At 35.7% G+C, this 25113-nt stretch carries 22 protein-coding genes; 16 read left to right on the top strand and 6 right to left on the bottom strand.

The features are described from left to right. The first annotated feature begins 139 nt into the window (after positions 1–139). On the top strand, positions 140–1495 hold the full coding sequence (locus ACQKNX_RS14975) for a TrkH family potassium uptake protein (RefSeq protein ID WP_427429557.1): 1356 nt from the start codon (positions 140–142) through the stop codon (positions 1493–1495). A 450-nt stretch (positions 1496–1945) separates the two neighbouring features. After that, a complete protein-coding gene (locus ACQKNX_RS14970; protein WP_340826179.1) occupies positions 1946–2104 on the top strand; it encodes a hypothetical protein in 159 nt (52 codons plus the stop codon). 677 nt (positions 2105–2781) lie between these two features. On the opposite strand, the gene ACQKNX_RS14965 is transcribed toward ACQKNX_RS14970, so the two are convergent. Continuing rightward, entirely contained in the window at positions 2782–4521 is a 1740-nt protein-coding gene (locus ACQKNX_RS14965) for a B12-binding domain-containing radical SAM protein (RefSeq protein WP_427429556.1), read from the bottom strand. 259 nt (positions 4522–4780) lie between these two features. Between ACQKNX_RS14965 and ACQKNX_RS14960 the strand changes: the two genes are divergently transcribed. Then, positions 4781–6199 (top strand): PAS domain-containing sensor histidine kinase, encoded by a 1419-nt coding sequence (locus ACQKNX_RS14960; protein ID WP_427429555.1) that lies wholly within the window; start codon positions 4781–4783, stop codon positions 6197–6199. 109 nt (positions 6200–6308) lie between these two features. Beyond that, positions 6309–6758, top strand: a complete 450-nt coding sequence (locus tag ACQKNX_RS14955) for a MarR family winged helix-turn-helix transcriptional regulator (RefSeq protein WP_340826176.1) — start codon at positions 6309–6311, stop codon at positions 6756–6758. A 225-nt stretch (positions 6759–6983) separates the two neighbouring features. Here ACQKNX_RS14955 and ACQKNX_RS14950 read toward each other — a convergent pair whose 3' ends face one another. The 3 genes from ACQKNX_RS14950 to ACQKNX_RS14940 form a co-directional block, all read right to left on the bottom strand. Further along, positions 6984–7655: a hypothetical protein gene (locus tag ACQKNX_RS14950; protein WP_427429554.1), complete on the bottom strand. Its 672-nt coding sequence runs from the start codon at positions 7653–7655 to the stop codon at positions 6984–6986. A 62-nt stretch (positions 7656–7717) separates the two neighbouring features. Beyond that, positions 7718–8335, bottom strand: a complete 618-nt coding sequence (locus ACQKNX_RS14945; RefSeq protein WP_427429553.1) for a CPBP family intramembrane glutamic endopeptidase — start codon at positions 8333–8335, stop codon at positions 7718–7720. Between the two features lie 80 nt (positions 8336–8415). Further along, positions 8416–8604, bottom strand: a complete 189-nt coding sequence (locus tag ACQKNX_RS14940; RefSeq protein ID WP_024362262.1) for a YkvS family protein — start codon at positions 8602–8604, stop codon at positions 8416–8418. 126 nt (positions 8605–8730) lie between these two features. On the opposite strand from ACQKNX_RS14940, the gene ACQKNX_RS14935 reads away from it, so the two are divergent. The 3 genes from ACQKNX_RS14935 (at position 8731) to ACQKNX_RS14925 (ending at position 10516) form a co-directional block, all read left to right on the top strand. After that, positions 8731–8919 carry a hypothetical protein gene (locus ACQKNX_RS14935; RefSeq protein ID WP_427429552.1) on the top strand — a complete coding sequence of 63 codons (189 nt, stop codon included), beginning with the start codon at positions 8731–8733 and terminating at the stop codon, positions 8917–8919. A 94-nt stretch (positions 8920–9013) separates the two neighbouring features. Beyond that, entirely contained in the window at positions 9014–9208 is a 195-nt protein-coding gene (locus ACQKNX_RS14930; protein WP_340826168.1) for an aspartyl-phosphate phosphatase Spo0E family protein, read from the top strand. A 441-nt stretch (positions 9209–9649) separates the two neighbouring features. Next, a complete protein-coding gene (locus tag ACQKNX_RS14925) occupies positions 9650–10516 on the top strand; it encodes an NAD(P)-dependent oxidoreductase (protein WP_427429551.1) in 867 nt (288 codons plus the stop codon). 230 nt (positions 10517–10746) lie between these two features. On the opposite strand, the gene ACQKNX_RS14920 is transcribed toward ACQKNX_RS14925, so the two are convergent. Beyond that, the gene (locus ACQKNX_RS14920) at positions 10747–11142 is read right to left on the bottom strand and encodes a DoxX family protein (protein WP_427429550.1); all 396 of its coding nucleotides are present in this window, start codon (positions 11140–11142) and stop codon (positions 10747–10749) included. A gap of 152 nt (positions 11143–11294) precedes the next feature. On the opposite strand from ACQKNX_RS14920, the gene ACQKNX_RS14915 reads away from it, so the two are divergent. From ACQKNX_RS14915 to ACQKNX_RS14890, 6 genes are all read left to right on the top strand, one after another. Beyond that, a complete protein-coding gene (locus tag ACQKNX_RS14915) occupies positions 11295–11615 on the top strand; it encodes a winged helix-turn-helix transcriptional regulator (RefSeq protein WP_401009670.1) in 321 nt (106 codons plus the stop codon). Between the two features lie 200 nt (positions 11616–11815). Continuing rightward, complete coding sequence (locus tag ACQKNX_RS14910; protein ID WP_427429549.1) at positions 11816–13138, top strand: MFS transporter; 1323 nt, start codon at positions 11816–11818, stop codon at positions 13136–13138. A 68-nt stretch (positions 13139–13206) separates the two neighbouring features. After that, the gene (locus ACQKNX_RS14905; RefSeq protein ID WP_427429548.1) at positions 13207–14109 is read left to right on the top strand and encodes a chemotaxis protein; all 903 of its coding nucleotides are present in this window, start codon (positions 13207–13209) and stop codon (positions 14107–14109) included. Between the two features lie 163 nt (positions 14110–14272). Beyond that, the gene (locus ACQKNX_RS14900; protein ID WP_427429547.1) at positions 14273–15850 is read left to right on the top strand and encodes a Ppx/GppA family phosphatase; all 1578 of its coding nucleotides are present in this window, start codon (positions 14273–14275) and stop codon (positions 15848–15850) included. Next, on the top strand, positions 15816–17972 hold the full coding sequence (locus ACQKNX_RS14895; RefSeq protein WP_427429546.1) for an RNA degradosome polyphosphate kinase: 2157 nt from the start codon (positions 15816–15818) through the stop codon (positions 17970–17972). Before ACQKNX_RS14900 ends, ACQKNX_RS14895 begins: the two co-directional genes overlap by 35 nt. A 54-nt stretch (positions 17973–18026) precedes the next feature. After that, the gene (locus ACQKNX_RS14890; protein WP_427429545.1) at positions 18027–20039 is read left to right on the top strand and encodes an EAL domain-containing protein; all 2013 of its coding nucleotides are present in this window, start codon (positions 18027–18029) and stop codon (positions 20037–20039) included. 223 nt (positions 20040–20262) lie between these two features. On the opposite strand, the gene ACQKNX_RS14885 is transcribed toward ACQKNX_RS14890, so the two are convergent. After that, the gene (locus ACQKNX_RS14885; RefSeq protein ID WP_427429544.1) at positions 20263–20880 is read right to left on the bottom strand and encodes a TetR/AcrR family transcriptional regulator; all 618 of its coding nucleotides are present in this window, start codon (positions 20878–20880) and stop codon (positions 20263–20265) included. Positions 20881–21113: 233 nt separating this feature from the next. Here ACQKNX_RS14885 and ACQKNX_RS14880 point away from each other — a divergent pair, with 233 nt between their 5' ends. From ACQKNX_RS14880 to ACQKNX_RS14870, 3 genes are all read left to right on the top strand, one after another. Then, positions 21114–22007 (top strand): NAD(P)-dependent oxidoreductase, encoded by an 894-nt coding sequence (locus tag ACQKNX_RS14880; RefSeq protein ID WP_340826154.1) that lies wholly within the window; start codon positions 21114–21116, stop codon positions 22005–22007. 15 nt (positions 22008–22022) lie between these two features. Continuing rightward, positions 22023–23543, top strand: coding sequence for a CoA-acylating methylmalonate-semialdehyde dehydrogenase (locus tag ACQKNX_RS14875; RefSeq protein ID WP_427429543.1), 1521 nt, complete (start codon positions 22023–22025; stop codon positions 23541–23543). 249 nt (positions 23544–23792) lie between these two features. Next, entirely contained in the window at positions 23793–25109 is a 1317-nt protein-coding gene (locus tag ACQKNX_RS14870; RefSeq protein ID WP_427429542.1) for a GntP family permease, read from the top strand. Positions 25110–25113 lie beyond the last annotated feature (4 nt).

Raw genomic sequence — 25113 nt, 5'->3', positions numbered from 1 at the left:
TGCGGATTTTTACTTTATATCGAATAATTAGCTCGAGGTGATAGTTTTATCCCTGTTTAAAAACAGCCTCTTTCTTTTTTTATAGATTTTTTCTATACTAATATCTATCTTGGCATCATGAGTGGAAGGAGTTGATGAGGTGCCTTGGAAAAAATCATCTAATAAATTAATCACACCGTTTCAGGCACTAGTGTCTTATTATTTCATAGCAATAGCAATTTCCTTCCTATTGTTACGACTTCCCGGCGTTCATCAAACGGGTGTGAAAGTGTCATTATTAGATAGCTTATTTACTGCAGTAAGTGCTGTAAGTGTGACCGGCTTAACAACGTTTAATATTTCAGAGACCTATACAACATTTGGGCTCGTCATGGTACTTGTTATTTTACAGCTCGGCGCGATTGGTATTATGTCACTGGGTACTTTTGTTTGGTTGCTTGTTGGGAAAAAAATTGGGATGCGTGAGCGTCAGCTAATTATGATCGATCATAATCAGTATAATTTATCTGGCGTTGTCCAATTAATTCGAGAAATATTGAAAATCTTAATCGGCATAGAATTAGCAGGAGCAATTATTTTAACTGCGCATTTTACGAATTATTTCGATACATTTGAACAAGCTCTTATTCACGGTGTCTTTGCTTCTATATCTGCTACTACTAACGGTGGTTTTGATATAACTGGGATGAGTTTATTGCCATTTCATAATGATTATTTTGTTCAATTAATAACAATGGTGTTGATTGTGCTAGGCGCAATTGGCTTCCCGGTGCTAGTTGAGATAAAAACATTTTTACTTAATCGGCATGCTAATTTCCGTTTTAGCTTATTTACAAAAATAACGACAACTACTTATGCAATTTTATTTGTTGTAGGGGCGCTCGTTATTTTACTGCTTGAGTCTTTCCATTCATTTAAAGGGATGCCTTGGCATGAAGCTATCTTTTCCGCAATGTTCCATTCCATATCTACACGTTCAGCAGGACTTACAACATATGATGTAACATCCTTCAGTGAGGCGACAGATATTTTTATGAGCTTTTTAATGTTCATTGGTTCTTCTCCAAGCTCAGTTGGGGGCGGGATTCGGACGACGACCTTCGCTATTGCAATACTATTTTTAATTACGTTTGCTAGGGGGAGAGAAGATATTCAAATCTTTGGACGTGAAATCCATTTAATCGATGTCTTCCGTGCGTTTGTCGTTATTTTAGTAGCTTGTTTTATGGTGCTAATTGCTACAATCATTTTACTTATTACAGAGCCACATGCGACACTTATACAAATCATTTTTGAAATTACATCTGCGTTCGGAACATGTGGAATGTCTTTAGGGATTACCTCAGATTTATCGGTGGTAGGTAAGATCATCATTATCATATTAATGTTCATAGGGCGAGTTGGTTTAATTTCCTTCCTGTATTCACTTGGTGGAGGTGGAAGAGGTAAAAAATCTAAATTCCATTATCCGAAAGAACGAGTTATTATTGGTTAAACATTTAGAAGCATAGATATAGAGGGTTTTAAGGGGGCAAATTATTAATTTGCTCCCTTTAAAATTGGAGTCAAAAAATTTTATTTGCTTAGGCATGGTGAGACTTGTCCTAATATTCCATGTACATGTAGATTTGCGTTACGGGTCGTGCGGGAGCTTATGTCAAGATTGGAGCAAAGCACCACCTGTAGTGGAAGTCAACAGTAGTGATCTAATGCTATAAGCTGGTCGACAGTCTGAGGCAAATCTACGCTAATGGATGAAAATACAATAGAAACATTTCTAAAAAAAGTTTAGCTGGGTAAGTGTGCGGGTACATCTTATTAAGAGTGGAGAAAGAAAAATTACCACCTTGTACTAGAACTGAGGGATATCTAATACAGCTTTTTGAAAAGGATAGAAGCGGCGGTGAACCCAGTTACGAAAAAGAATCAAAAGGAGAACTTAACGATGACACTTACAAGCACAGCTAAACAAGAATTAAAGGACTTATTAAAAGAGACACATAAACGAGGTATTATGAAAATAGATCATAGTGATCGTGTAAGCAGTATGACAGATGGTGAAGCATTAGGTTTGCTCATTTCGGTAGTAAAACGTACTTTGTAATATTAAACAGAGCAAAATAGCTCCATGCCACCTTGGTTTCTTTATTCATTGTATTTAAATTGCTATATTCAATAAGGAGATTGAGTACTTTCACTGCAATATTATTTTTTATTAGACAATAAAAGTGATTCTTCTTTATAGCTTTCTTCTATTATATTGTATTTAATATTTAATATATTAGAAGATGCTGGCAATTTTTAAGATAGAAGACCATATAGTATGTTCATTTGCTTAACGAAAAAAGAAACGATAATTCAAATTATTAGCTAAGAAATGATAGGTTATTTTAGGATGTCTGACTGTTTTTATGTGCAATTTAAAAGAATAAATATAGGTTTAGAAATCATTTAAAATAAGCATTTATTAGTCATTCAGCAAATTGTTAAAAATATATCTAAAAATTTAGAAAATTTAACAAATTATTTCCTGATTAAAAATATTGCTTAATAGGTAATAAGTATTTGTTGCTTCTAACTATATTTTAAGTAATTTGTATCAATAGTTTTAATGTGAATGAGAATCCATTACTAGCATCAAAAGTTAGTGGTAGTTTGTATAATTTGTAATTTATTCGTAATATGAAGGATAGTGGATTAGTAAAAAAATCGAATTATTTTAGTTTCAAAAATAAAAAAACGCTATTCCTTGAATAATTTCAAGTGAATAGCGCTTTTTTATTAAACTGAATGGATTGTTGCAAAATACGGTTCTTGGCCGTGTCGGAAGTAGGTTAAAAGATAGCCGTTTTTTTGTACAATTTTGCCATTTGAGAAATTTTGATAATCCAAGTTATGTGGGATGATAAGTGTATGCTTGAACAGTTCTTTTTCAGTTAAATTCAAGTTGGCAAATTCTTCACCTGCAAGGTTAGGATTTTCACGTAGAGCTGTGTAAAGTGCTTTTTGTTGAACTTCAGTTGGGCGATCTTTCCACCATAATTTACGTGGTTGGAATTGCTGTGCCTTTAAATAATCAAGTTGCATTAAGCTTTGGATAATTTGTAAATTAACACCTTCCACAGTTTCTAAAAACTCAAGTAAACGGCGGAACAAATCTTCTAGCTGATGACCAATACGAGACCAGCCCTTAGTCTCCCAGTAAGTTCCAAAGTTTTGGAAGAAATCAAATGGTGTCTCAAATACTTCTGTTACTAAATATTCGATTGTATGGTCCATACGGTGAGCATTCCAATATTTTTCAAGTACATCTTCTGCATGTTTAATACGGACAATATCATCGAAGGTTAATACATTATTCGAAAAGATTTCATAAGGAGATAAATCTACATAGGTATAACCAAACTTTTCAGCCTCCAAACGAAGACCTGTACCACGTAATAGCTTTAAGAAGCCTAGCTGTAATTCCTCAGGGCGCATAGCAAAAACATCATTAAATGTTTGTCGGAAGCTACTATAATCCTCTTCTGGCAGACCAGCAATTAAATCTAAATGTTGATCTATTTTTCCACCATTTTTGACCATTGTTACTGTACGCGTTAATTTTTCAAAATTTTGACGACGTTGTACAAGCGTGTTTGTTAGATCGTTTGTAGATTGAACACCAATTTCAAAACGGAAAAGTCCTTTTGGGGCATTATCATTTAAAAACTGAATGACTTCGGGACGCATTATATCAGCAGTAATTTCAAACTGGAAGACTACGCCTGGCTTATGCTCATCTATTAAAAATTGGAACATTTCCATCGCATAGCTACGGCTAATATTAAATGTACGATCGACAAATTTAATCGTTCGCGCACCATTATTCATTAGATAACGAATATCTTCCTTTATACTTTCTCTATTGAAATAGCGTACGCCTACTTCAATAGAAGATAAGCAAAATTGACAGCTAAAAGGACAGCCTCGGCTTGTCTCAATATATTGAATTCGCTTGCTTAGATGTGGAAGGTCTTCTTCAAAACGGAAAGGACTCGGTAATTCACGTAAGTCAATTTTAGGTGCTTGCGCGTGAATTCGAACTTTACCGTCCTCTAAGTAACAAATGCCTGGAACATCTTCTAAAGGTATTTCTCCATGCAAATGGCGTAGTAACTGCTTAAATGAAGTTTCCCCTTCGCCCATGACAATGAAATCAACTTCTTCAATTCGACGTAACCAATGATGGACATCGTATGATACTTCAGGTCCTCCCAGCAAAATTTTAACATTTGGACAAACCGTTTTTAACATTTTAATAACATGTATTGTTTCTTCAATATTCCAAATATAGCAACTGAATCCTACGATATCGGGGTTTTTTTGAAATAAATCTGATACAATATTAAATGCAGGGTCTTTAATTGTGTATTCTGCAATTACTGGATTGTATTCAGGTAAAGCAGCACATTTTAAATAACGCAATGCTAAATTTGTGTGGATATACTTTGCGTTTAAAGTAGTTAAAATAGTATTCATGCATTAATCTTCCTTTCAACTTCTAATTGTAACAGTCAAGTAGCTGACAAACAATATAATCCTTTAGACCTATTTATTTTGTGAACGGTTCGTGAAATAATTTTAAATACTTAAATTTACTAAATTTTGTAATAATAGAATCGTACAGTCATAAAGTATAGTAAAGGCTCAAAATTCGAATGAGAGGTTTTTTACTCTTTTGAAAGGTTCGGTGAGAAAGTTGAAGCAAAATGATATAAATCAATGTTTTGGAAATCTTATGAAAAGTACTTCGTCACCAACACTTATTCTTAATAAATCAGGGAAAATTTTGAATTGTAATGAGGCAGCTATTAAACTTTTTAATCTTAATTCATCATTTAAAGGTTATATAACAATGGACGAGCCATCCAATATTAAATGGGCTAAGTTCGTTAAGGAACTACAATGTGAGTTAAGATCAGAAGAAATATTTAATATTCGTAAAAACAACAATGATCTAGAAATGATGTCCTTTAAATGTTTCTATGATCCAAACACAGAAGAAATAGTCGCACAGCTATCCACTATTAATAATGACAGAGCAATTGAATTGTATGTTAGTAAGGAACAGGAACGATCACAATCCTTCAGTGCATATGATCATTTACCCTATGCTGTTATTGTGAGTGACGCAAGTGGGATTATTCTTGGTTTAAATAAATATGCAGAAATGTATTTAAAAATAGAAAAATCGCAGCTTCTTCATAAAGCGCATCAACATATATTTGATTCATTTACAATGAAGAATGGACAAATTACAACATATTTATCCAAATTGATGGGCGAAAAACATGCCATTATTCATGTCGTAGATGAAACACAAGTAAGTAGAACATGCTATTACGAAATTTCAAGTGTTTTCGATGAGTATAATAATATTATCGTCACTGTTATTAATGATGAAACTGAGAAAAAGCAGTTGCAGCATAAAGTAGAGCATCAGGAAGCATTGAATGTAGTTGGTCAAATGGCGGCAAGTATTGCACACGAGATTCGTAATCCATTAACATCTTTAAAAGGCTTTACAGAACTTTTAAAGCTGAATGCGGATGAGGAATCACGCATGTATTTATCTGTTATCGATAGTGAGTTACAACGGATGGAGCAAATTTTGTCTGAATTATTAGTATTGTCCAAGCCAACAAGTATGAAGATAGAATTAATCGAATTAGATCATATTGTAAAACAAGTGATCGAGTTTATGTTACCTGATGCATTGATGAAAAAAATTATGATTCAATATATACCTTCAGCTACTGGAGTGTATATTGGTGGCAATGAAAATCGTCTAAAGCAAGTATTTATGAACCTTATTAAAAATGCGATGGAAGCTATGCATAATGGTGGCACAATTACGGTTGAAATGAATGTTATTGACTGTACGATTGTAGAGTTAATGATTAAAGATGAAGGCAGTGGAATGGATAGTAAAACAATCCAAAACCTATTCCAACCTTTTTACACGACGAAATCAACAGGGACAGGACTAGGCCTTGCTTTCGTGAAAAAGGTAATCGAAGAGCATGAAGGTGTAATAGGTGTTCAAAGTGAAGTGCAGAAGGGGACATGCTTCCATATGCAGTTTCCAGTTTACACATTCAATCAATTGGACCCGTTAGATGTTGCGGCGAAGGATTCTGCGTATTTAGTAACCTAAATACAGTGAAAATTATTTCAATAGTGCGCTATTATTGAATGCTTTTGACAATGCTTTTCAAAAGTCGCTATAATGACATGTATAAAGAGCGAATTGAGAGGACTAGGCTATGACGTCAGAAGAAGATTTAAAGCAAACTTTAAAATTATATATAGTATTATCCCGTGCCCATAAAGCAATAAATGAGATGACAAACCATTTTTTTCAAGAGAATGGTGTGAATCCTACTGAATTTGCAGTTTTAGAACTCCTTTATCATAAAGGGAGACAACCATTACAGCAAATCGGCAATAAAATATTACTTGCCAGTGGGTCTATTACGTATGTAATTGATAAGCTTGAAAAAAGAGGCTATCTCTTACGGGTTTCCTGTCCATCTGACCGTCGCGTTACCTATGCAGAAATTACCGCGGAAGGTGAAGCGTTTATGGGCGAATTATTTCCAAAGCATGAACAACATTTACATGAATTGATGAGTGCATTATCAGTCGAGGAAAAAGATCAAACGATAGGCTTATTAAAAAAATTAGGGCTATCAATTAAAGATTTGTCTTATTAAGAAGAGTTGTCTCAAATGGATTTTGAGGCGATTCTTTTTTCTATGCCGAAAAATAAGATTTTAAAAAGAAACTTAACATTGTTTTTGGTAAGGAATCGGATATAATAGCTATTTTTGCCCGTTAGAGAGTTTATTTAAGGGATTAACAATGCCACCCTATGTTTTTTGTTGATGAATAAAAGAAAGGCCTTAGAATGAATTCTAAGGCCTTTCAAACAATTGGTATTATTTTTTAGAAATAGTGGCTGCCATTGCAAGCATTGCTGCAGTTAAATCTTGTTCATCATTATCATGAATTGTTAATTTTGTAATGAGTCCATCTTTTTCAAATACTACGCCAACTACTTTTTCAGTATCAAAGTCTACAACATAGCCCTCAATATTTTTAATATCCTTAAATGCAGAAAGTTCTTCAGCAGATAATGCTACTGGTCCTCCAACTGCATTCATGTAGTCTTGCATAGATGTTTTAACTGCATCATAGCTTGTTTCAGATGCATTTGCTGTTTCAATACGCATAAATACTTCATCATTAGCATTTGATACTAACATGTCTTTTCCAGGTTCTTCTTGAGAAAGAGTGAATTCAGGTAGTTGTTGGAATTTATAGCCCTGATCAACACTATCAGATTCAGTTGCTGTTTCCTTTTTGTCGACGCCTTTTTGAACGTATTTCACTTCTTGTTCTGGTTTAGCTTGTGTGTCTGTATTTGCATCATTTGATGTAGGCGTTTCTTGCTTGTCATCGCCTGCAGTTTCATTCTCAGATGGTTGTTGTGAGTTCGCTGGTTCATTTTGTTCAGCATCTGATTGTTCTGTCTTATCAGAGGTATTACACCCCACGACAATAACAGCTGTTAGTAATAATGCAAGCATTGAAAATAATTTTTTTTGCATGAAAAGCCCTCCTTTTCTATATTAAACGCTAATAAAAGATAAAATGTTTCCAATTTTTTTTGTTATGATGTTAAAGGTAACACTAAAAACAATAGTAGAACAAAAACAACATGGGCCACAATAACTAAAGGCATACTCTTGCGCCATTCATAAATAAAGCCCCAAATTAGGCTTGTTACAAGAGCTGCGACTATACCTAGCTTAAAACCACTAAATGCAATCGAGATGGCGCATAAAATTGCTGTTACAACAACTGCTAAGACAGGGCGCATAAAACGCTTCAATTGCTGTTGTACGTAGCCACGCCAAAATAGCTCTTCGCCAATCGCGACAATAAACACAAGTAAAATATAGTGCCAAATATTTTGTGGACCGTAAACAGATAAAAACTTTTTCACTGTTATTACTAGCCGATCATTTATATATGGAGCGAGCCAATAACCAAAACGTATAATGCCATATGTGATTGTACCATACCCTATGCCGAAAATTAGAAACTTCCAAGTAGGTAATTGATCTTCAATCGTACCTGAAAGAATAGCAATAGCTATACATACGAGCAGTGTGAATGCATACAAGTACCAAAATACAGCTGGATTAGCAAATGTGAAAGCAAGCATGCCATAAACGAATAATAAAGAAAGGAGAAGTATTATTGTTTGTTTCGAATTTGTTTGCATAATTCGACCTCCATACTTTAATTTTACCAAAAAAATAGTCCCTTATCATCTATTAAGACAAAAAGGGACTATTCAGAATATTAAGCTTCACTTGCATATAAGATTTTGTAACGTTTATGGTTGACGACCGTTTTCTCTTCAATTTCAAGGGAATCAAAATTCTCCATATATGTTAGATCAACGATCACCGAATTTTCATTTACTTTTTCAACAATACCTTGCAAACCATTTTTAAACTCGATAATATTTCCAACTTCAGCTATTTTCACAGACAGTCAGCTCCTTCATCGACTAATAATATACAGTTTGCATGAAAAAAAGGAAAACGTAAAGCTTTTTTTGAATAATTCATAATTTAATACACAAAATAAGGAAAGAGAAGGGAATAGAAAAAAATGGGACAATATGAAAATATGCTTAAACAATTACAGGAAGGAGAAATACAAAGTATCGAAATTACTAAAGATCAATTTTATGAGTTTCGTGAAGTATTAGTGAAACACCCCTTATTTAAACATTTTAGAGGTGAAGCAAAGCAAAATGGGATTATAATATACACTTATATGGAAATTCCTAGAAGTTAATTTTGTCGAACATTGTCGTAACTTAATGCTGTAAGAAATGAAATATAAATGTATAATAATGGTATGATTATTTGTATGTTGGAGGGTTGTATGAATGGTCAATCTACTCTTGAAACAAATGGAACAAACTCGTGAGATGATGATTCGCTCTGGTGTTGAAAACGGGTTACAGAATGCAAAAACCATTCAACTGAGTCGCAGATTAGATCAGTTAATGAATACTTATTATAGACAGACAACATTAGAAGAAGAAGAAGATCAAGATGATTTGTTTCAGTATTCAGAGTAAAACTTCTTAGATTAGATGTTTAAAAATGCATTTACTGGGGAATAGTTAATATGAACACAGCAACATTCTCATTTCCCCCTTTAGAGCAGTGATTCCCATCACCTGCTCTCTTTTTTTTGCTTATTCGGTATATATGCCATACATAATAAAGTTAGTACAAGTTTTAAGAAGAATTTGAATTATTGAACTGATTCATCTACACTAAAAACACATCATAAACTAAGCAAAAATTCTTTAAAGCTTAACTAATCTAAAATGAGCGTAAGGAATAATTGATTAGTTTTATTAAGTGAGTTAATTTCATTCAATGGTGCGGAAGGCGGCTATTCCAGCTGGAAGAGAAGCTTAGAGAGGGAAGTGGCTCGTACTTGTCCGAAAAAGCGTCCGTCTATAGCGTAATGATGCGAATTAAAATTGATTCAAGTAAAGGAGTTATTACATATGGGAAAAGAGCGTATTGCATTTATCGGTACAGGTGTTATGGGTGCTAGCATTATTAAACACTTATTGCAAAATGGCCATGAGGTGACAGTTTATACTCGCACAAAAGAAAAAGCAGAGCCGTTAATGGCATTAGGGGCTAGTTGGGCTAGTTCTCCAGCTGAAGCTTTTAAAGATAAGGATATAGCGCTAACGATGGTTGGTTATCCAGCTGATGTAGAGGAAGTTTATTTTGGTGAACAAGGTCTATTCAAAACTGCCCACGCTGGCAATATTGTTATCGATATGACTACATCTGAACCAACTTTAGCGAAGAAGATTTATACACATGCTCAAACACTTGGAGTAGAAGCATTGGATGCCCCTGTTTCAGGTGGAGATGTTGGTGCTCAGAATGGCACATTGTCGATTATGGTCGGTGGGAACGAACATGCATTTAATCAAGTTGCACCAGTATTACAACAATTTGGTGCAAATATAGTTTACCAAGGTGAAGCAGGTGCAGGACAGCATGCAAAAATGTGTAATCAAATCGTAATTGCATCTGGGATGATCGGTGTATGTGAGTCGCTTGCATATGGCTTAAAGGCGGGGCTAGATTTAGCTACTGTTTTAAAATCTATTTCTTCAGGTGCTGCTGGTTCGTGGTCTTTAAGCAATTTAGCTCCGCGTATGATGAAGGAAGATTTTGCCCCAGGTTTTTATATTAAACATTTCGTAAAAGATATGAAAATTGCTTTAGATGAATCACAGAAAATGGGTATTTCTTTACCAGGGCTATCATTAGCTTATGAAATGTATGAAAAACTAATCGCAGAAGGCTACGGTGACAACGGTACACAGGCTCTTCTAAAGTATTATCAATAGACAATAACAATTGAATTTATAGAAGCAAAGTGTTAGATTGACTGCCATCAATCTAACACTTTTTTTGCATGCCGTTTTGTTTGAGTGCCTGGCACTACCCTCCGACAATAAACTTAGTGTAATCGCCAGTAAAGGTCCGAGAATCGCCCGAAAGACAGGAGAAATCGCCACAAAAGATCCGGAAATCGCCCGTAAACGTTTGAAAAGCAACCTCCATAGCAGACGATTCTCTACTCTTTACTAAAAAGTTGAGAATCTAAGGAGAAGCTAGATGCCCCTGCAAGAGCAAAGTAGAGTGCTATAGCACCTAATGCTAAATCAAGCTCATAACCTGCCAATCCATCTGCTCCGATAAAACCAATGCTAAGTTTTGCTGTAAAGATAGCAACAATCATTGTAATGGTCAGTAAAGCACCAAAAATTCTTGTTGCTAAGCCTAAAATAAGAGCAGCTCCGCCAACTAATTCAATAACCGCAACGATATACGCCATAAAGCCTGGTATACCAAGACTGTCAAAGAAGTCAGCAGTGTAGCTGATTCCGCCTTGGAATTTTTGGAAACCGTGCACCGTAAAAATAATGCCGAGAACGACACGTAAAATAGTTGAACCAATGTTGTTTTGCATAATGTAATTACTCCTTTTCTATAACTTACATTTCGTAACTTAGTTTATTTTTAAAAACAACTTTTGTCAAGTAACTAAGTGGATTTTAAGAACTGATTTTTAAAAAGTGATATAATCTTTTAATAGAACTAGTAATAATGGAGGGGAGTAAATTGAATCAAAAAAATATTTGTCCACGATTTGAAAAGGCACTTATGCTATTGAATCATCGTTGGAATACTTTACTTATTTATCAGCTACTTGATGGTCCACAACGATTTTCAACCATTAAAAATCAGTTGAATATTAGTAGTCGTGTGTTAACAGAGCGATTAAAAGAGTTAGAGACCGAAGAAATTGTTTTACGTACCGTGATTCCTTCTACACCAGTCGTTATTGAATATGAGCTTACAGAAAAAGGATATGCAATCACACCCGTGTTAAAAGCAATTGAACAATGGTCTAATAAATGGGTAACTATTACTGAGGAATAAAAAAAGATATTCAAGCGAGGGGGCTTGAATATCTTTTTTTATTCTTTGTAAAATGGTTGGTAACAGATTAACCAATTTATGGCCATTTAGCAGTTGTGTTTGTTATATTGTAAATAATATTAATTTTTTTTAAACAAAAGGTATTTTTTAATACAGATAGGAATTAATTTAATATTATAAGAAGGAAAAGGAGGGATTTAATGAATCAGAGGCAAGCGGGGGAAGCACAGCATCGCAGTCAGCTAGCACTCTATTTATCATTGCCAATACTATCATGGGCGTTTTACGATTTTGCTAATACGATATTTTCTTCAAATATTAATACAGTTTTTTTCCCTTTTTATATGGACGAAGTTTTAGGGACGAATGAAGTAATGCAACAAGTAGCAAGTACATTTATTTCGTATGCCAATGCATTAGCAAGCTTCTTTCTAGTAGTTTTTTCACCGCTTTTTGGGGTATGGATAGATCAAACAGGCTATAAAAAACGATTCATTGTCTGGTTTGCATCGATTTCTATTATATTTACCTTTTTGATGGGTGTTTTTGCAAATTTAGAGACAACAACAAATTACTCAGGTGTACCTCTCAGTTTATTTTTAGTCGTTGCAAGCTTTGTCATTGCGAAATTTTTCTTTAATTCGAGTCTCGTATTTTATGATTCGATGATGGGTGACCTTGGGACAAAAGAAGAAATGCCCCTTATTTCTGGTTATGGTGTAGCGATTGGCTACTTAGGTACTATTTTTGGGCTTCTTGTTTATTTATATGTAGGAAACAGTGATTTCCATCGTGCCTTTATACCAACAGCAATCTTGTATTTATTATTTTCATTGCCATTATTTTTTATTAATAAAGATACTCCGATACCAAAAGAACAGCGTAAAACGACGAAGTTTTTTGAAGGTTACAAGGAAATTATTCGTACATTTAAGGACATGAAGCAGTATAAAGCGATCTTTACTTTTATGATTGCGTATTTCTTTTTAAATGATGCAATTGCCACAACAATTGCAATGATGGCTGTTTACGCAACTACTATTGTAGGATTTTCTTCAGGTCAATTTATCATTCTATATTTAGTTTCCACCGTTTCAACAATTATTGGCTCACTCGCATTCGGCTATATTACGAAAGCAATTGGTGCTAAGCGGGCTATTACTATTGTAGCGGTGTTAATGATTATCGCATTAACCTTTGCTGTTTTTGCCACAGAACAGTGGATGTTTTGGATTGCTGGGAGTATGTTTGGTATTTCATTAGGCTCTATGTGGGTTACATCAAGAACATATATTATTGAGCTATCACCAGATGAAAAGCGAGGGCAGTTTTTCGGACTATTTGCTTTTTCTGGTAAAGTCTCATCGATAATCGGACCGGCTGTATATGGAACGGTTACATTATGGATGAAAGATTACGGTACATTAGCAAGTCGCGTAGCATTATCAACATTAATTTTGATGACGGTTATTGGTCTATTGGTTCATCTAAAAGTTAATGATAAAAATGGAAATACCAGATAGGAGAATTGTATCGCCTATGATACAATTGATTTATTATTTGATGTGAAATAGAAAGGAGCGGGGTTGCTTTGGAACATAAAGGCATATTATTAGAAAGTGGCACAAATGAGCTAGAAATCGTTGAATTTGAAGTAGCTAACAATAAATTCGGTATTAATGTTATTAAAGTAAAAGAAATTATTCAACCGATTCCAGTAACATTTATTCCACACGCGCACCCGCATGTTGAGGGAATTATTCAATTAAGAGGCGAGGTACTCCCAGTAGTAGATATGCTACGAGTACTAGGGATACAAAGTGCAGAACGTAATCCACAACAAAAATATATTGTTGCTGAGTTTAATAAACAACGAGTTGTTTTTCATGTAGATAACGTAACACAAATCCACCGTATTTCATGGAATCAAATCGAAAAACCTTCAGATATGTATCAGGGGGGTACTTCGCAAGTTATCGGTGTTATTAAGCAAAATGAACAAATGATTTTATTACTAGATTTCGAGAAAATTATGGTTGATATTAACCCTGATTCGGGTATTAGTGTAGAGTCAGTAAAAAAACTTGGTAAACGTGAACGCTCTGAAAAACGCATTTTAATTGCTGAGGATTCACCATTATTACGTAAGTTATTATTTGATACGATGAAGGAAGCCGGTTATGAGAATGTAGAATTCTTTGAAAATGGCCGTGACGCTTATGAATACTTAGAAACAATGGCGAAAAGTGGCAGTAATGTAACAGAGCACATTCAATTAGTAGTTACTGATATTGAGATGCCACAAATGGATGGTCACCATCTTACACGCAAAATTAAAGAGCATCCTGATTTACAAAAGCTACCGGTCATTATTTTCTCTAGTTTAATTACAGATGATCTTCGCCATAAAGGCGATCAAGTAGGGGCAGAGGACCAAATTAGTAAACCCGAAATTGCAGAGCTTATTTTACGCGTCGATCAACTTATTTTATAAAGCTAGCGAAAAGGAACTTCACAATTATAATAATTGGTATCCTGAAATGTTAATAAAAAATGAAAGTCGGATACCTTTTAGGTTCCGACTTTTTTGTATAAATGACGGTGCTATTAACACAAAATAATTAGACTACCGATTGTTCTATAAAGGAAGTGATTATTTGGATGAATTGAAAACAGCTATCATTGATATTGGCTCGAATACGATTCGTTTAGTGCTGTATCAGTATGATAATGAAGAGGGGCTTAGAGAGCTAGGTAATATTAAAACGGTTGCACGTTTACGTACATATTTGCAACCCACAGGTGACATGTCACAAGAAGGTATTCAAGTACTAACGGAAACATTATTAACATTTAAAGCAATGCTTGATGATTTTGAAATTGTAGATGTGAAAGCAGCTGCAACAGCTGCAATTCGTCAAGCAACGAATCGAGAACAAATTATAGCTTTAATGAAAGAGAGAACCGGCATACAAATAGAGCTTTTGTCTGAGGAGGAAGAGGCATATTTCGGTTATGTTGCTGTAGCGCATTCGATTGGTACACTTTCTGCCGTGACCATCGATATAGGTGGAGGAAGTACGGAAATAACACTATTTAAAAATAAAGAACTGATTGAATCCTTTAGCTTTCCTTTTGGAACGGTGTCGTTAAAGCAACGTTTCGTAAAAGGTGACATTATGAATAGTAGTGAGAAGAAAGAATTAATTGCCTTTGTGAAAGAGCAGTTTAAATCACTTCCTTGGATTCAACAAGTAGGATTACCAATTATTGCGATTGGAGGCAGTGCAAGAAATATTGCGCAAGTTCATCAGCAACGGCATCAATATCCTATTGCGAGTGTGCATGGCTACGAAATATCTAAAGAGGATTTAGATCAACTCAGTTTGTTTTTAGGTAACTTAAGCTTCCAAGAATTAAAACACTTAGATGGTTTATCGACGGACCGCGCTGATATTATTGTGCCTGCTTTAGAGGTGTTTCGCGTGCTTATGGACATTGTCAGTAGTGAAGTGTTCCAGCTAACGAAAAAAGGTTTACGAGAAGGGCTTATTATCCACCGTATTTTGCAAAAAGATGCAAATGCCTTTGATAAATATAATGTTTTTGAGGGAAACGCTAGAAGGTTAGCTAGGCAGTACGGACGCTCTGAGGCAGAAGTTGATTATTTAATGCACCTAGCAGATCAATTATACCGTGAGTGTTGTCATTTAAAATTTTTACAATTTGACGAGACCGATTTGCAATTGTTGAGGAAGGCAGCAAAGATATTTAATATCGGGGAATACATTGAGTTAAGCTCCGCTAGTCAACATACTTTTTATTTAGTTGCCAATCAATCAATTGATGGCTTAAACCATAAGGAAAGATTAAAGCTTGCACTTTTAGCATCGTATAAAAATAAAGATTATTTTTACCGATTTGCTGCTCCTTTTATAGAATGGATGAGTCGTGAAGAACATCGTAAAATACGTGATTTTGGTGCATTATTAAAATTTGTCTATGCGTTAAATGTATCGAAAAGAAATATTGTACATGCTATTGAAATGCAACCTAAGGATAATTTTGTCCAGCTAAACATTTACGTTAAAAAAAATGCGGCTGCCGAAAAATATCAAGCTAATCGACATAAAAAACATCTAGAACGTGCTCTAAAGACACCAATTAAAGTAAATTTTATTGAAGAAGGGTGGAACCAAGATGACAACAGAAGTAACGAACAATCGCTTACATGAGGAAGATTTTTCAGAAGCACATAGCCGTTTGCTCGAAGAAATTGCAAAGCCTCAATATTATAATAATCGTGAATTAAGCTGGTTGGCATTTAATGAGCGTGTTTTAGAAGAAGCAGAGGATGTCAATAATCCTCTGCTAGAACGTTTGAAGTTTTTAGCGATATTTAGCTCCAATTTAGATGAATTTTTTATGGTGCGCGTAGCAGGACTTCAGGACCAAGTACGTGCTGGTTTCCATAAAGCTGAAAATAAATCAGGCTTAACACCAAAAGAGCAATTGGCGAAAATTGCTGAGCGTACGCAAGCTTTAGTACGTCGACAAACGGAAGTATATAGACATTTAATTTATGATTTATTGCCACAGCATAATGTACATATTGCGGACATAAAGGATTTAAATAGTACGCAAAAAGCATTTATAAATGAAATGTTTGCTGAGACAATTTTCCCTGTTCTAACACCTGTAGCAGTAGATGCTTATCGACCATTTCCAACATTGCTAGGGAAAACTTTAAATTTACTTGTACTGTTAGAACAAGATGAAACAGATTTTGAAAGCCGTGAAAGAGTTGCGATAGTGCAAGTGCCATCTGTTTTGGATCGCTATATTAAAGTACCTTGTGCTGAAGGCGAATCGGTAATCGTACTACTCGAGGATGTTATTGTTGCTCATATTGAAAAGCTTTTCTATGGGTACAGTGTTAAATCTGCACAGGCATTTCGTCTAACACGTAATGCGGATTTAACGATTCACGAAGAAGGCGCACGCGATTTACTCGTTGAAATTGAAAAAGAACTAAAAAAACGCAAATGGGGAGTCGGTAGTCGACTCGAAGTACGTGTCGGAGAAATGAATGAAGAAGTCCTTGCTTATTTACTAGATGAATTTGAAATCGAGGAGACCGATGTTTTTCATATTGATGGCCCATTAGATTTAACATTTATGTTCTCGTTTGTGAAAGGTATTTCTGTAGGACGAGAACATTTAGAGTATGAAAGCTTTATCCCACAGCCACCTTTAGATTTACAATCAGATGAAAATATTTTTGAAAAAGCGTTACTACAGGACATTTTTTTCCATCATCCATATGAGTCATTTGCACCGATTGTAGATTTTATTTCAGAGGCTGCTGTCAATCCAAATGTATTAGCAATAAAGCAAACATTGTATCGAGTTAGTGGCAATTCTCCAATCATACAAGCATTAAAACTTGCGGCTGAAAATGGCAAGCAAGTGACGGTTTTAGTAGAGCTAAAAGCCCGTTTTGATGAAGAAAATAATGTGCATTGGGCGAAGCAACTAGAACAAGCAGGTTGTCTTGTTATATACGGTATGAATAATTTAAAAACTCACTCTAAAATAACGTTAGTCGTAAGTCGCCGAAATGGGAAAATTGAACGTTTTGTACATCTCGGAACAGGAAATTATAATGATGCAACTGCAAAAATTTATACGGACATGGGCATCATAACATCAGATAAGGAATTTGGTATTGATGCAACAAACTTCTTTAATTATTTAAGTGGCTATACGGAAAAACCTACTTTTAATCATTTAGTCGTTGCACCATTTGATATTCGTGATGAATTTATCCGCTTAATGGATGAAGAAATTAGTTGTCATAAGAAATACGGTAATGGGTTTATTCGAGCTAAAATGAATTCATTAACGGATAAGGATTTAATGATGAAGCTTTACGAAGCCTCTATTGCTGGTGTAAAAGTAGAGCTTATTATTCGCGGTATTTGCTGTATACGGCCAGGCATACCAGGTATTAGTGACAATATCACAGTCACAAGTATTGTTGGTCGATTCCTTGAACATTCACGTATTTATTGGTTCCATCATAATGGTGAAAACAAAGTTTACTTATCATCCGCAGATATGATGACAAGAAATATGATAAAACGCGTTGAAATTCTTTTCCCTGTCTATTCAATTGAAGCAAAAGCCCGTATTATGGATATTATGAACAAACAACTTGAGGATACAGCAAAGGCTCGTATTCAAGATTCCAATGGAAAATATCATTATAAAGAATTTGATCGAAGCGAAGACCCTATTAATAGTCAGGAAATTTTCTTAAAGGATGCTCTAAAGCCTACGCTAGATGAAGAATAAATAACGAGCGTACTAGACGACTTAGAGTAAACACGCTACCTAGAGAGGGATATAATGAAAAAATATAGAGAAAATGTAGCGCAATTCGCAAACTATCGACAGATGGCACTGCTTAATCCGTTTGATGCAGTTATATGCTTGAAAAAAGCTGATAATGGGGAATTTCAAATTGTTCACTATAACGATAAACTTCCATTATCTATAGTGTTGCACGATGTGAAAGCAACGAAAGCAGACCGATTCTTTACCAAGCAATGTTGGCAGCAATTATTGAAAATTGTACAACAAGAATTTAACATTGCACGTAAGATTGAGCTTTATTCAGAGGCTGAGCAAATGCAAAAATCGTTTGCTGTAAGTGTACAGCAATTGGAAGCATCACTTATAGCTGTTATTTTACGTGAGGAACAGAATAATATGAAGCCTTATTTGCAATTCGTTGAACAACATGTGTGTCCTGTGCTAACAACTGATTTACAAGGTCGTATTATTCATCAAAACGGTGCTGCTACGTCTGTTTTGTCGAGGGAACATCACAGTCTTATAGGACTTGATATTTTTTCATTATTGGAATGCAACTATGTAAACGAAGTACAATTATTATTTGCTAAAACGATTGAAGGCGCTACATTGGATATGGCTAAATGTTTATTTAAGCGCAATTTACTAAGTAGCGAGCCATTTTATTTGCGTATCCATCCAACTTATTTTAATGGAGAAATAATAGGGGTACATTTTTTTGTAAAAGACCCGAAATCATTTAAGAGTGATCACAATGCCTTTTATTATTTAGCCTTAAAGGACGAATTGACAGGTATTTGGAATCGTAGAGCGTTTAAAGAGCATTGGCAACAGCATTTGAACGATAAACAAAGTGAAAATCAGCAGGCAACAATTATTTTAGTAGATATAGATCGCTTTAAAAAATTTAATGAGTCCCTTGGTGAAAGTAAGGGTGATGAACTAATGCGGATGTTTAGTCATAGACTTCGTGAATTTTGTTACTCAACATGCTCACTTTATCGTTATAATAGTGACGAATTTATTTTTCTTTTAAAGGATGCAACAATCGTTAAAATAGAGCAATTAGCTAATTCAATATTAGACTCGTTGAAACAGCCCTTTATGATTGATGAACAGGAGTATTTTATCAGTGTTTCAATTGGTATTTCCTTAAGTCCCGCTGACGGTAAGGATATAGAAACTCTTGTGAGAAAGGCCGATCAAGCTTTATTTTCAGCTAAGGAGCACGGACGTTCACATTACCGCTATTATCGTGATGATATGACGAATGTGTTTCCAAATGAGGCATTGATGGAGGCCCATTTACGTCGTGCCATTGAGTTTAATGAGTTAAGTATACATCTACAGCCGCAAATGAATTTAAATGATAATAGCATTAATAGCTTTGAAGCGTTATTGCGATGGAATAATCGTAAATTTGGTTTTGTATCTCCAGCGCAATTTATACCAATTGCCGAGGCGACAGGCTTAATAGTTGAGATTGGTGATTGGATTATTAACGAGGTTTGTCGCTATCAAAAAGAATGGAGTGTGAAGGGCTATCGACCAGTCAGAATCGCAATAAATATATCTCCAAAACAATTTAGAAAAGAAAACTTCGCACGGAAGATTAAAGCAACATTGAAAAAATATAATGTCGCACCACAATTAATTGAAGTAGAAATTACAGAAAGCTCAATGACCAATGTCCATGAAACATATTCAATTTTAACGGAACTGAAGCAGCTAGGGGTTTATGTTTCGGTAGATGATTTTGGTACTGGCTATTCATCACTTAGCTACTTGAAACGCTATCCAATCGATATTATCAAAATCGACCAATCGTTTATTGCTGATATTGAAAAGGATGATAAAAATGAGGCGATTATTAAAGCCATTATTTCGATGTCCCATAATTTAGGACTTGAAGTAATTGCAGAAGGCATTGAAGAGCCATCACAAGTAGCATTCTTGAAACGTCATCGTTGTCAAAAAGGACAGGGCTATTTATATAATAAGCCATTACCTGTTGAAACGATTGTTGCACAATATTTTGTTGGATAACTCATTTTCTGCGTTTGATTTCCGCTACGGGTGGGCGCTTTCCGTGGGCACAACGTAAGCCGCAACCTTCGCTACGCCCGGTCTGTTGCGTCTTGCGTTTTGTGCTGTTCCCGCATGAGTCGCCCACCCTCCGCTCCAATCAACTAATTAAAAGGCATCGAGTAAACTTCTTGATGCCTTTAACCAACATTCTGAGCACCTAGAGGTTTCGAGGTGCTCTTTTTTAATTTGAAGGACGTGCCTTCATGCCATTTAACACAATTGCTGTAAAGTGTGCCATTTCTGAAACTAAATCAAATTCCTCGTTATGAATTAACCAATCATAAACATTCGCACGCATGCAGCGCTGAATAATTTGTTGCATTTGTTTCGCTTGTAAACCGTTAACAAATTCTCCTTGCTGAACGCCTTCTTCAATATAAGTATTGATGATTTGGAAGATTTTACGTTGAGGGCTAATTAAATAATGGTTTTGTTCAACTTGATTGGTCATTGCGGCAGAATAAACTGTTCGCAATAAATCTTTTCCAACAACATTTGTTAAATACAGCATTTGCTCCTTATAAAGCGCGAGAATTTTGTCACTTGCCGATAATGTTTGATCAATATTTTTTTCCACTGTACTATAAAAACTATCAAGCTCCTCGAATTTTTCCAAAATAACATCATATTTGGATGGGAAATGTGTATAGAAAGTCCCCTTTGACACGTTACATGCTTTCGTAATTTGTTCAACAGACACATGCTCATATCCATGTTTATTAAATAAATCTAATGAAGTTTTGAGTAGTTTTTCCCGAGTTTCTAATGCCTTTTTTTGGCGAGTAGTTAACGAATTCATGCCTTTCTGCCTCCGTAATTAAAATATCCTATAATAATGACCATGAAATTTATTCAGAAAATATAAATTTTTTTGATTGACGTGCTATATTAAGTTTGTTTATGATTTAAGTGACCGAAGTCAGTGACCGTGGTCATTAAGAGTATCTCGTTATTAATGTTACGATAAAAACGTAAAGTTTGCTAGTGTATCAGCGCTTATTAACGCAATTCACAGGAAATGGAGGGACTCAAATGAAAGAGAAATTAGGTTTTATCGGCCTAGGCAATATGGGTTTACCAATGTCGATTAACTTACTTCGCGCAGGTTATGAAGTGTACGGTTTTGATACGAATACAAAAGCAATGGAGCAATTTATTGCAGAAGGTGGTATGGGTGTAACAACTGCACAAGAACTTGTAAAGCAAAGTGATGTTATTATGACAAGCTTACCAACACCGCAAATAGTTGAACATGTCTTTACATCAGAAGAAGGGATTTTACAAAATGCTAAGCAAGAAAGCTTGCTGATAGATTTTAGTACAGTAAATCCTGAGCTAAATGATGTGCTACATAAGAAGGCACAATCATTGGGCTTACGTTATCTAGGAGCTCCGGTAAGTGGTGGAGTTATTGGTGCAATAAATGCAACTCTAACAATTATGGTAGGTGGAGAAGAAAAAGATTATCAAAGTGGAGCTGAAATTTTCGGAATAGTTGGAAAAAACGTTTATCATCTTGGTGCATCACCTAGTATCGGTACACGTATTAAATTACTCAACAACTTAATGATAGGTTTTTATACACAGGCGGTAGCTGAAACGATTGTCCTTGGAGAAAATATGGGGATACCAGCTAATACACTTTACGAAGTATTAAGTAATAGCTATGGACAAAGTCGCATTTACGAACGCAATTACTTAGAATATATGAAAAATGAAAATTATGAGCCTGGTTTTTCTACGAATCTATTACTAAAAGATTTAAGGCTAGCTAAAAATATGGCTGATGAAGCAGGTGTGCCTCTTCGGATAGGCGAACAGCTAGTGAATCTTTACAATGATATATCAGCAGAGGGCTATGGTGAAAACGATATGTCGGCAGCTTATTTAAGTCTGAAGGAAAAATGTATTATTAAACAACATTAAAGGAGGAAAACAGGTATGACAACAGCGCAAGAAGTGAAAACTTTAACACATTTTATCGGTGGAGAAATGATTGAGGGGCAAAGTGGTCGATACGGTTCGGTTTATAATCCTACAACAGGTGACATCATCGCAAAAGTTCCGCTAGCAACAGTAGAAGAGACACGTGAGGCAATTGCTAAAGCACAGGCAGCATTTCCTAAATGGCGTGATACATCAGTATCCAAACGGGCGGAGGTCGTATTAAAATTCCGTAATTTAGTGACAGATAATATGGAAGAATTATTACAAATTATTTGTACGGAAAGTGGTAAAACGATTGAAGATGCAAGAGGTGAAATTACACGAGGACTAGAGTCGGTTGATTTAGCAATTGGTGCTCCCCATCTAGTAAAAGGAGAGTACTCTGTAAACGTTGGCGGTCAAATTAATGCCTATTCGGCCAAGTATCCTTTAGGTGTTGTAGCGGCAATCTCTCCATTTAATTTTCCAATTATGGTGCCGTTAGCGCAAACAAGTATGGCAATTGCTGTTGGGAACGCAGTTGTATTAAAAGCATCAGAGCGAGTACCGATGACAGCGTTATATGTGAGTGAGCTATGGAAAAAAGCTGGTTTGCCAGATGGCATTTGGACAGTGGTGAATGGCGATAAAGATGCCGTGAATGAACTTTTAGAAAACCCAACTGTGCAAGCGATTTCATTTGTAGGGTCAACACCGGTTGCTAAATACATTTATGAAACGGGTTCAAAATATGGTAAACGTGTCACTGCTTTAGGCGGAGGTAAAAATAATATGGTCGTAATGCCTGATGCAGACCTTGAGCAAGTTGCAAATGCATTTATCGGTGCAGCATATGGAGCAGCATCACAACGTTGTATGGCAATTTCTACAATAATGCCTGTTGGTAAAGAAACAGCAGATCGTCTAGTAGCAATATTAAAAGAAAAAATTACAGCATTAAAAGTTGGCGCTTATACAGATAAGGATACAGACTTTGGTCCAGTTATTTCACAGCAATCTAAAGAAGCAATTCTTGCTGCAATTGATAAAGGAGAATCAGAAGGGGCAACTGTTGTTTGTGATGGTCGTGAGCTAGCTATTGTAAACGAATCAAAAGGATTCTTTGTAGGTCCTACATTATTAGATCATGTAAAGCCAGGTATGGAAATATATGAGCAAGAAGTATTTGGACCTGCCCGCAATGTCGTACGTGTGGATTCGTTAGAAGAGGCAATCGAGCTTATTAACGAGCATGAACTTGGAAATGGAGTCACGATCTTTACAAATGATGGCCTTGCAGCTCGGAAATTTACAACAGAGATTGATGTAGGAATGGTAGGTGTAAATGTACCAATTCCAATTCCTGTTGGTTACCATAACTTTGCTGGATTTAAAGGCTCACGTTTTGGTGAAGGGCATATGTTTGGTCCGGATCAGGCACGTTTCTTTACAAAGACTAAAACAATTTCTGAACGCTGGGTGACAAGTAATGCTTCATCAGCATCTACATTTGCATTCCCAAGTAATAACGATTAATGCAATAGAAAGAGTTGTATCACTTGAGTTAATTTCATAAATATTTTTTTAAGGGAAAATAACGAATTTTAATGTAACGGAAGGTGGCGACTTCAGCGGGAAGAACAAGCGAACGAGAGACTCAAGACAAAAGCGTAGTGAGGGAATCTGTTCAATGCTTGCCCGCGGAAAGCTCCACCTATTGGGTAAAAATACGAATAATATGGGATGTAACATAGCACTTTCTATAAAAAGATAGGTGGGATGTGGATGTTAGCGTATATTGGACTTTTTGGGAGTTTAGCACTTTTAGTCTATTTAACAATGAGAGGTGTCAATTTACTTATTTCAGCGCCATTAACAGCTTTAATAGCGGCTGTAACGAATGGTCTAGCTTTCTTCCCACAAACTGCAAATGACGATCAAGCTAATTTCTTAACGAGTTATATGAATGGATTTACTAGCTTCGTTGGTTCTTGGTATTTAATGTTCATGGCAGGTGCAATCTTTGGAAAGGTAATGGAAGATACAGGTGCAGCAGATAGTGTTTCCAAATGGATTGTTGAAAAAATTGGCGTGAAATATGCTACTTTTGCTGTAGTGGCTGCAGCAGCAGTTTTAACGTATGGTGGTGTCTCAGTATTTATTGTTGCTTTCTCTGTTTATCCGATGGCTATTAGTTTATTTAAGCAAGCGAACTTCCCGCGTCGTTTTATTCCTGCGGCACTTGGTTTGGGATCTGTGACCTTTACGATGACATCAGCAGGCTCACCAGAGATTCAAAACTGGATTCCGATTGAATACTTACATACGACACCATATGCAGGATGGGAAGTTAGTATTGTTATCGCAGTATTTATGGCGGTGGGTGGCGCACTATGGTTGAACTGGATGATTAAACGTGCGGTGAAAAAGGGTGAAGTGTTTATTGAACGTTCAACGGATCCAGTAGTTGACGAAACACGTAAGCTACCTAGCCCTATTTTAAGCTTGGTGCCATTATTAGTAGTTTTACTGATTTCGTTTATTTTCCATGACTCACTTGGCACATCGGCTTTAATCGTTGCGCTAACGAGCGGTTGTATTATGGCATATTTAGTAAGTTTTAAGTATTCAAAATCTGTTAGTGCGACACTTGCAGCAGGTGCGATGGGTGCTGTTGTAGCTATTGCAAATACGGCTGCAGTAGTAGGCTTTGGGGGTGTTGTAAAAGCTACACCATCATTCGTTGCAACTGTAGATTTAATGACCAATATTCCTGGTAATCCATTAATTGGCGGTGCTATTGCTATCGCTGTTATTGCAGGTTTAACAGGGTCAGCATCAGGTGGGCAAACGATCGCGATGCCATTACTTGCTCCTCACTATATTGACATGGGAGTAAATACGGAAGCATTACACCGAACAATCGCGATTGCTTCTGGATCGCTTGATTCATTGCCACATGGCGGCTATGTTGTGACGACGATAAATTCTGTATGTAATGAGAAACATAAGGATGCCTATTTGCCTTTCGGTGCATTGACAGTCATTATACCAATTATCGGTACAATTATTGCGATACTATTATTCTCAATTGGAATGTAGGGGG

Source organism: Lysinibacillus sp. NPDC093712 (assembly GCF_050280025.1).
In the GTDB taxonomy this organism is placed as follows: Bacteria; Bacillota; Bacilli; order Bacillales_A; family Planococcaceae; genus Lysinibacillus.
The sequence above is the reverse complement of the archived record's forward strand: the minus strand, read 5'-3'. Positions and strand labels throughout refer to the sequence as shown.

Bases quoted from the DNA above. Each gene is read 5' to 3' on its own strand.
- ACQKNX_RS14970 (WP_340826179.1), top strand. From the start codon at position 1,946: ATGACACTTACAAGCACAGCTAAACAAGAATTAAAGGACTTATTAAAA.
- ACQKNX_RS14965 (WP_427429556.1), bottom strand. From the start codon at position 4,521: ATGAATACTATTTTAACTACTTTAAACGCAAAGTATATCCACACAAAT.
- ACQKNX_RS14960 (WP_427429555.1), top strand. From the start codon at position 4,781: ATGAAAAGTACTTCGTCACCAACACTTATTCTTAATAAATCAGGGAAA.
- ACQKNX_RS14955 (WP_340826176.1), top strand. From the start codon at position 6,309: ATGACGTCAGAAGAAGATTTAAAGCAAACTTTAAAATTATATATAGTA.
- ACQKNX_RS14950 (WP_427429554.1), bottom strand. From the start codon at position 7,655: ATGCAAAAAAAATTATTTTCAATGCTTGCATTATTACTAACAGCTGTT.
- ACQKNX_RS14945 (WP_427429553.1), bottom strand. From the start codon at position 8,335: ATGCAAACAAATTCGAAACAAACAATAATACTTCTCCTTTCTTTATTA.
- ACQKNX_RS14935 (WP_427429552.1), top strand. From the start codon at position 8,731: ATGGGACAATATGAAAATATGCTTAAACAATTACAGGAAGGAGAAATA.
- ACQKNX_RS14930 (WP_340826168.1), top strand. From the start codon at position 9,014: ATGGTCAATCTACTCTTGAAACAAATGGAACAAACTCGTGAGATGATG.
- ACQKNX_RS14925 (WP_427429551.1), top strand. From the start codon at position 9,650: ATGGGAAAAGAGCGTATTGCATTTATCGGTACAGGTGTTATGGGTGCT.
- ACQKNX_RS14920 (WP_427429550.1), bottom strand. From the start codon at position 11,142: ATGCAAAACAACATTGGTTCAACTATTTTACGTGTCGTTCTCGGCATT.
- ACQKNX_RS14910 (WP_427429549.1), top strand. From the start codon at position 11,816: ATGAATCAGAGGCAAGCGGGGGAAGCACAGCATCGCAGTCAGCTAGCA.
- ACQKNX_RS14895 (WP_427429546.1), top strand. From the start codon at position 15,816: ATGACAACAGAAGTAACGAACAATCGCTTACATGAGGAAGATTTTTCA.
- ACQKNX_RS14890 (WP_427429545.1), top strand. From the start codon at position 18,027: ATGAAAAAATATAGAGAAAATGTAGCGCAATTCGCAAACTATCGACAG.
- ACQKNX_RS14885 (WP_427429544.1), bottom strand. From the start codon at position 20,880: ATGAATTCGTTAACTACTCGCCAAAAAAAGGCATTAGAAACTCGGGAA.
- ACQKNX_RS14880 (WP_340826154.1), top strand. From the start codon at position 21,114: ATGAAAGAGAAATTAGGTTTTATCGGCCTAGGCAATATGGGTTTACCA.
- ACQKNX_RS14875 (WP_427429543.1), top strand. From the start codon at position 22,023: ATGACAACAGCGCAAGAAGTGAAAACTTTAACACATTTTATCGGTGGA.
- ACQKNX_RS14870 (WP_427429542.1), top strand. From the start codon at position 23,793: ATGTTAGCGTATATTGGACTTTTTGGGAGTTTAGCACTTTTAGTCTAT.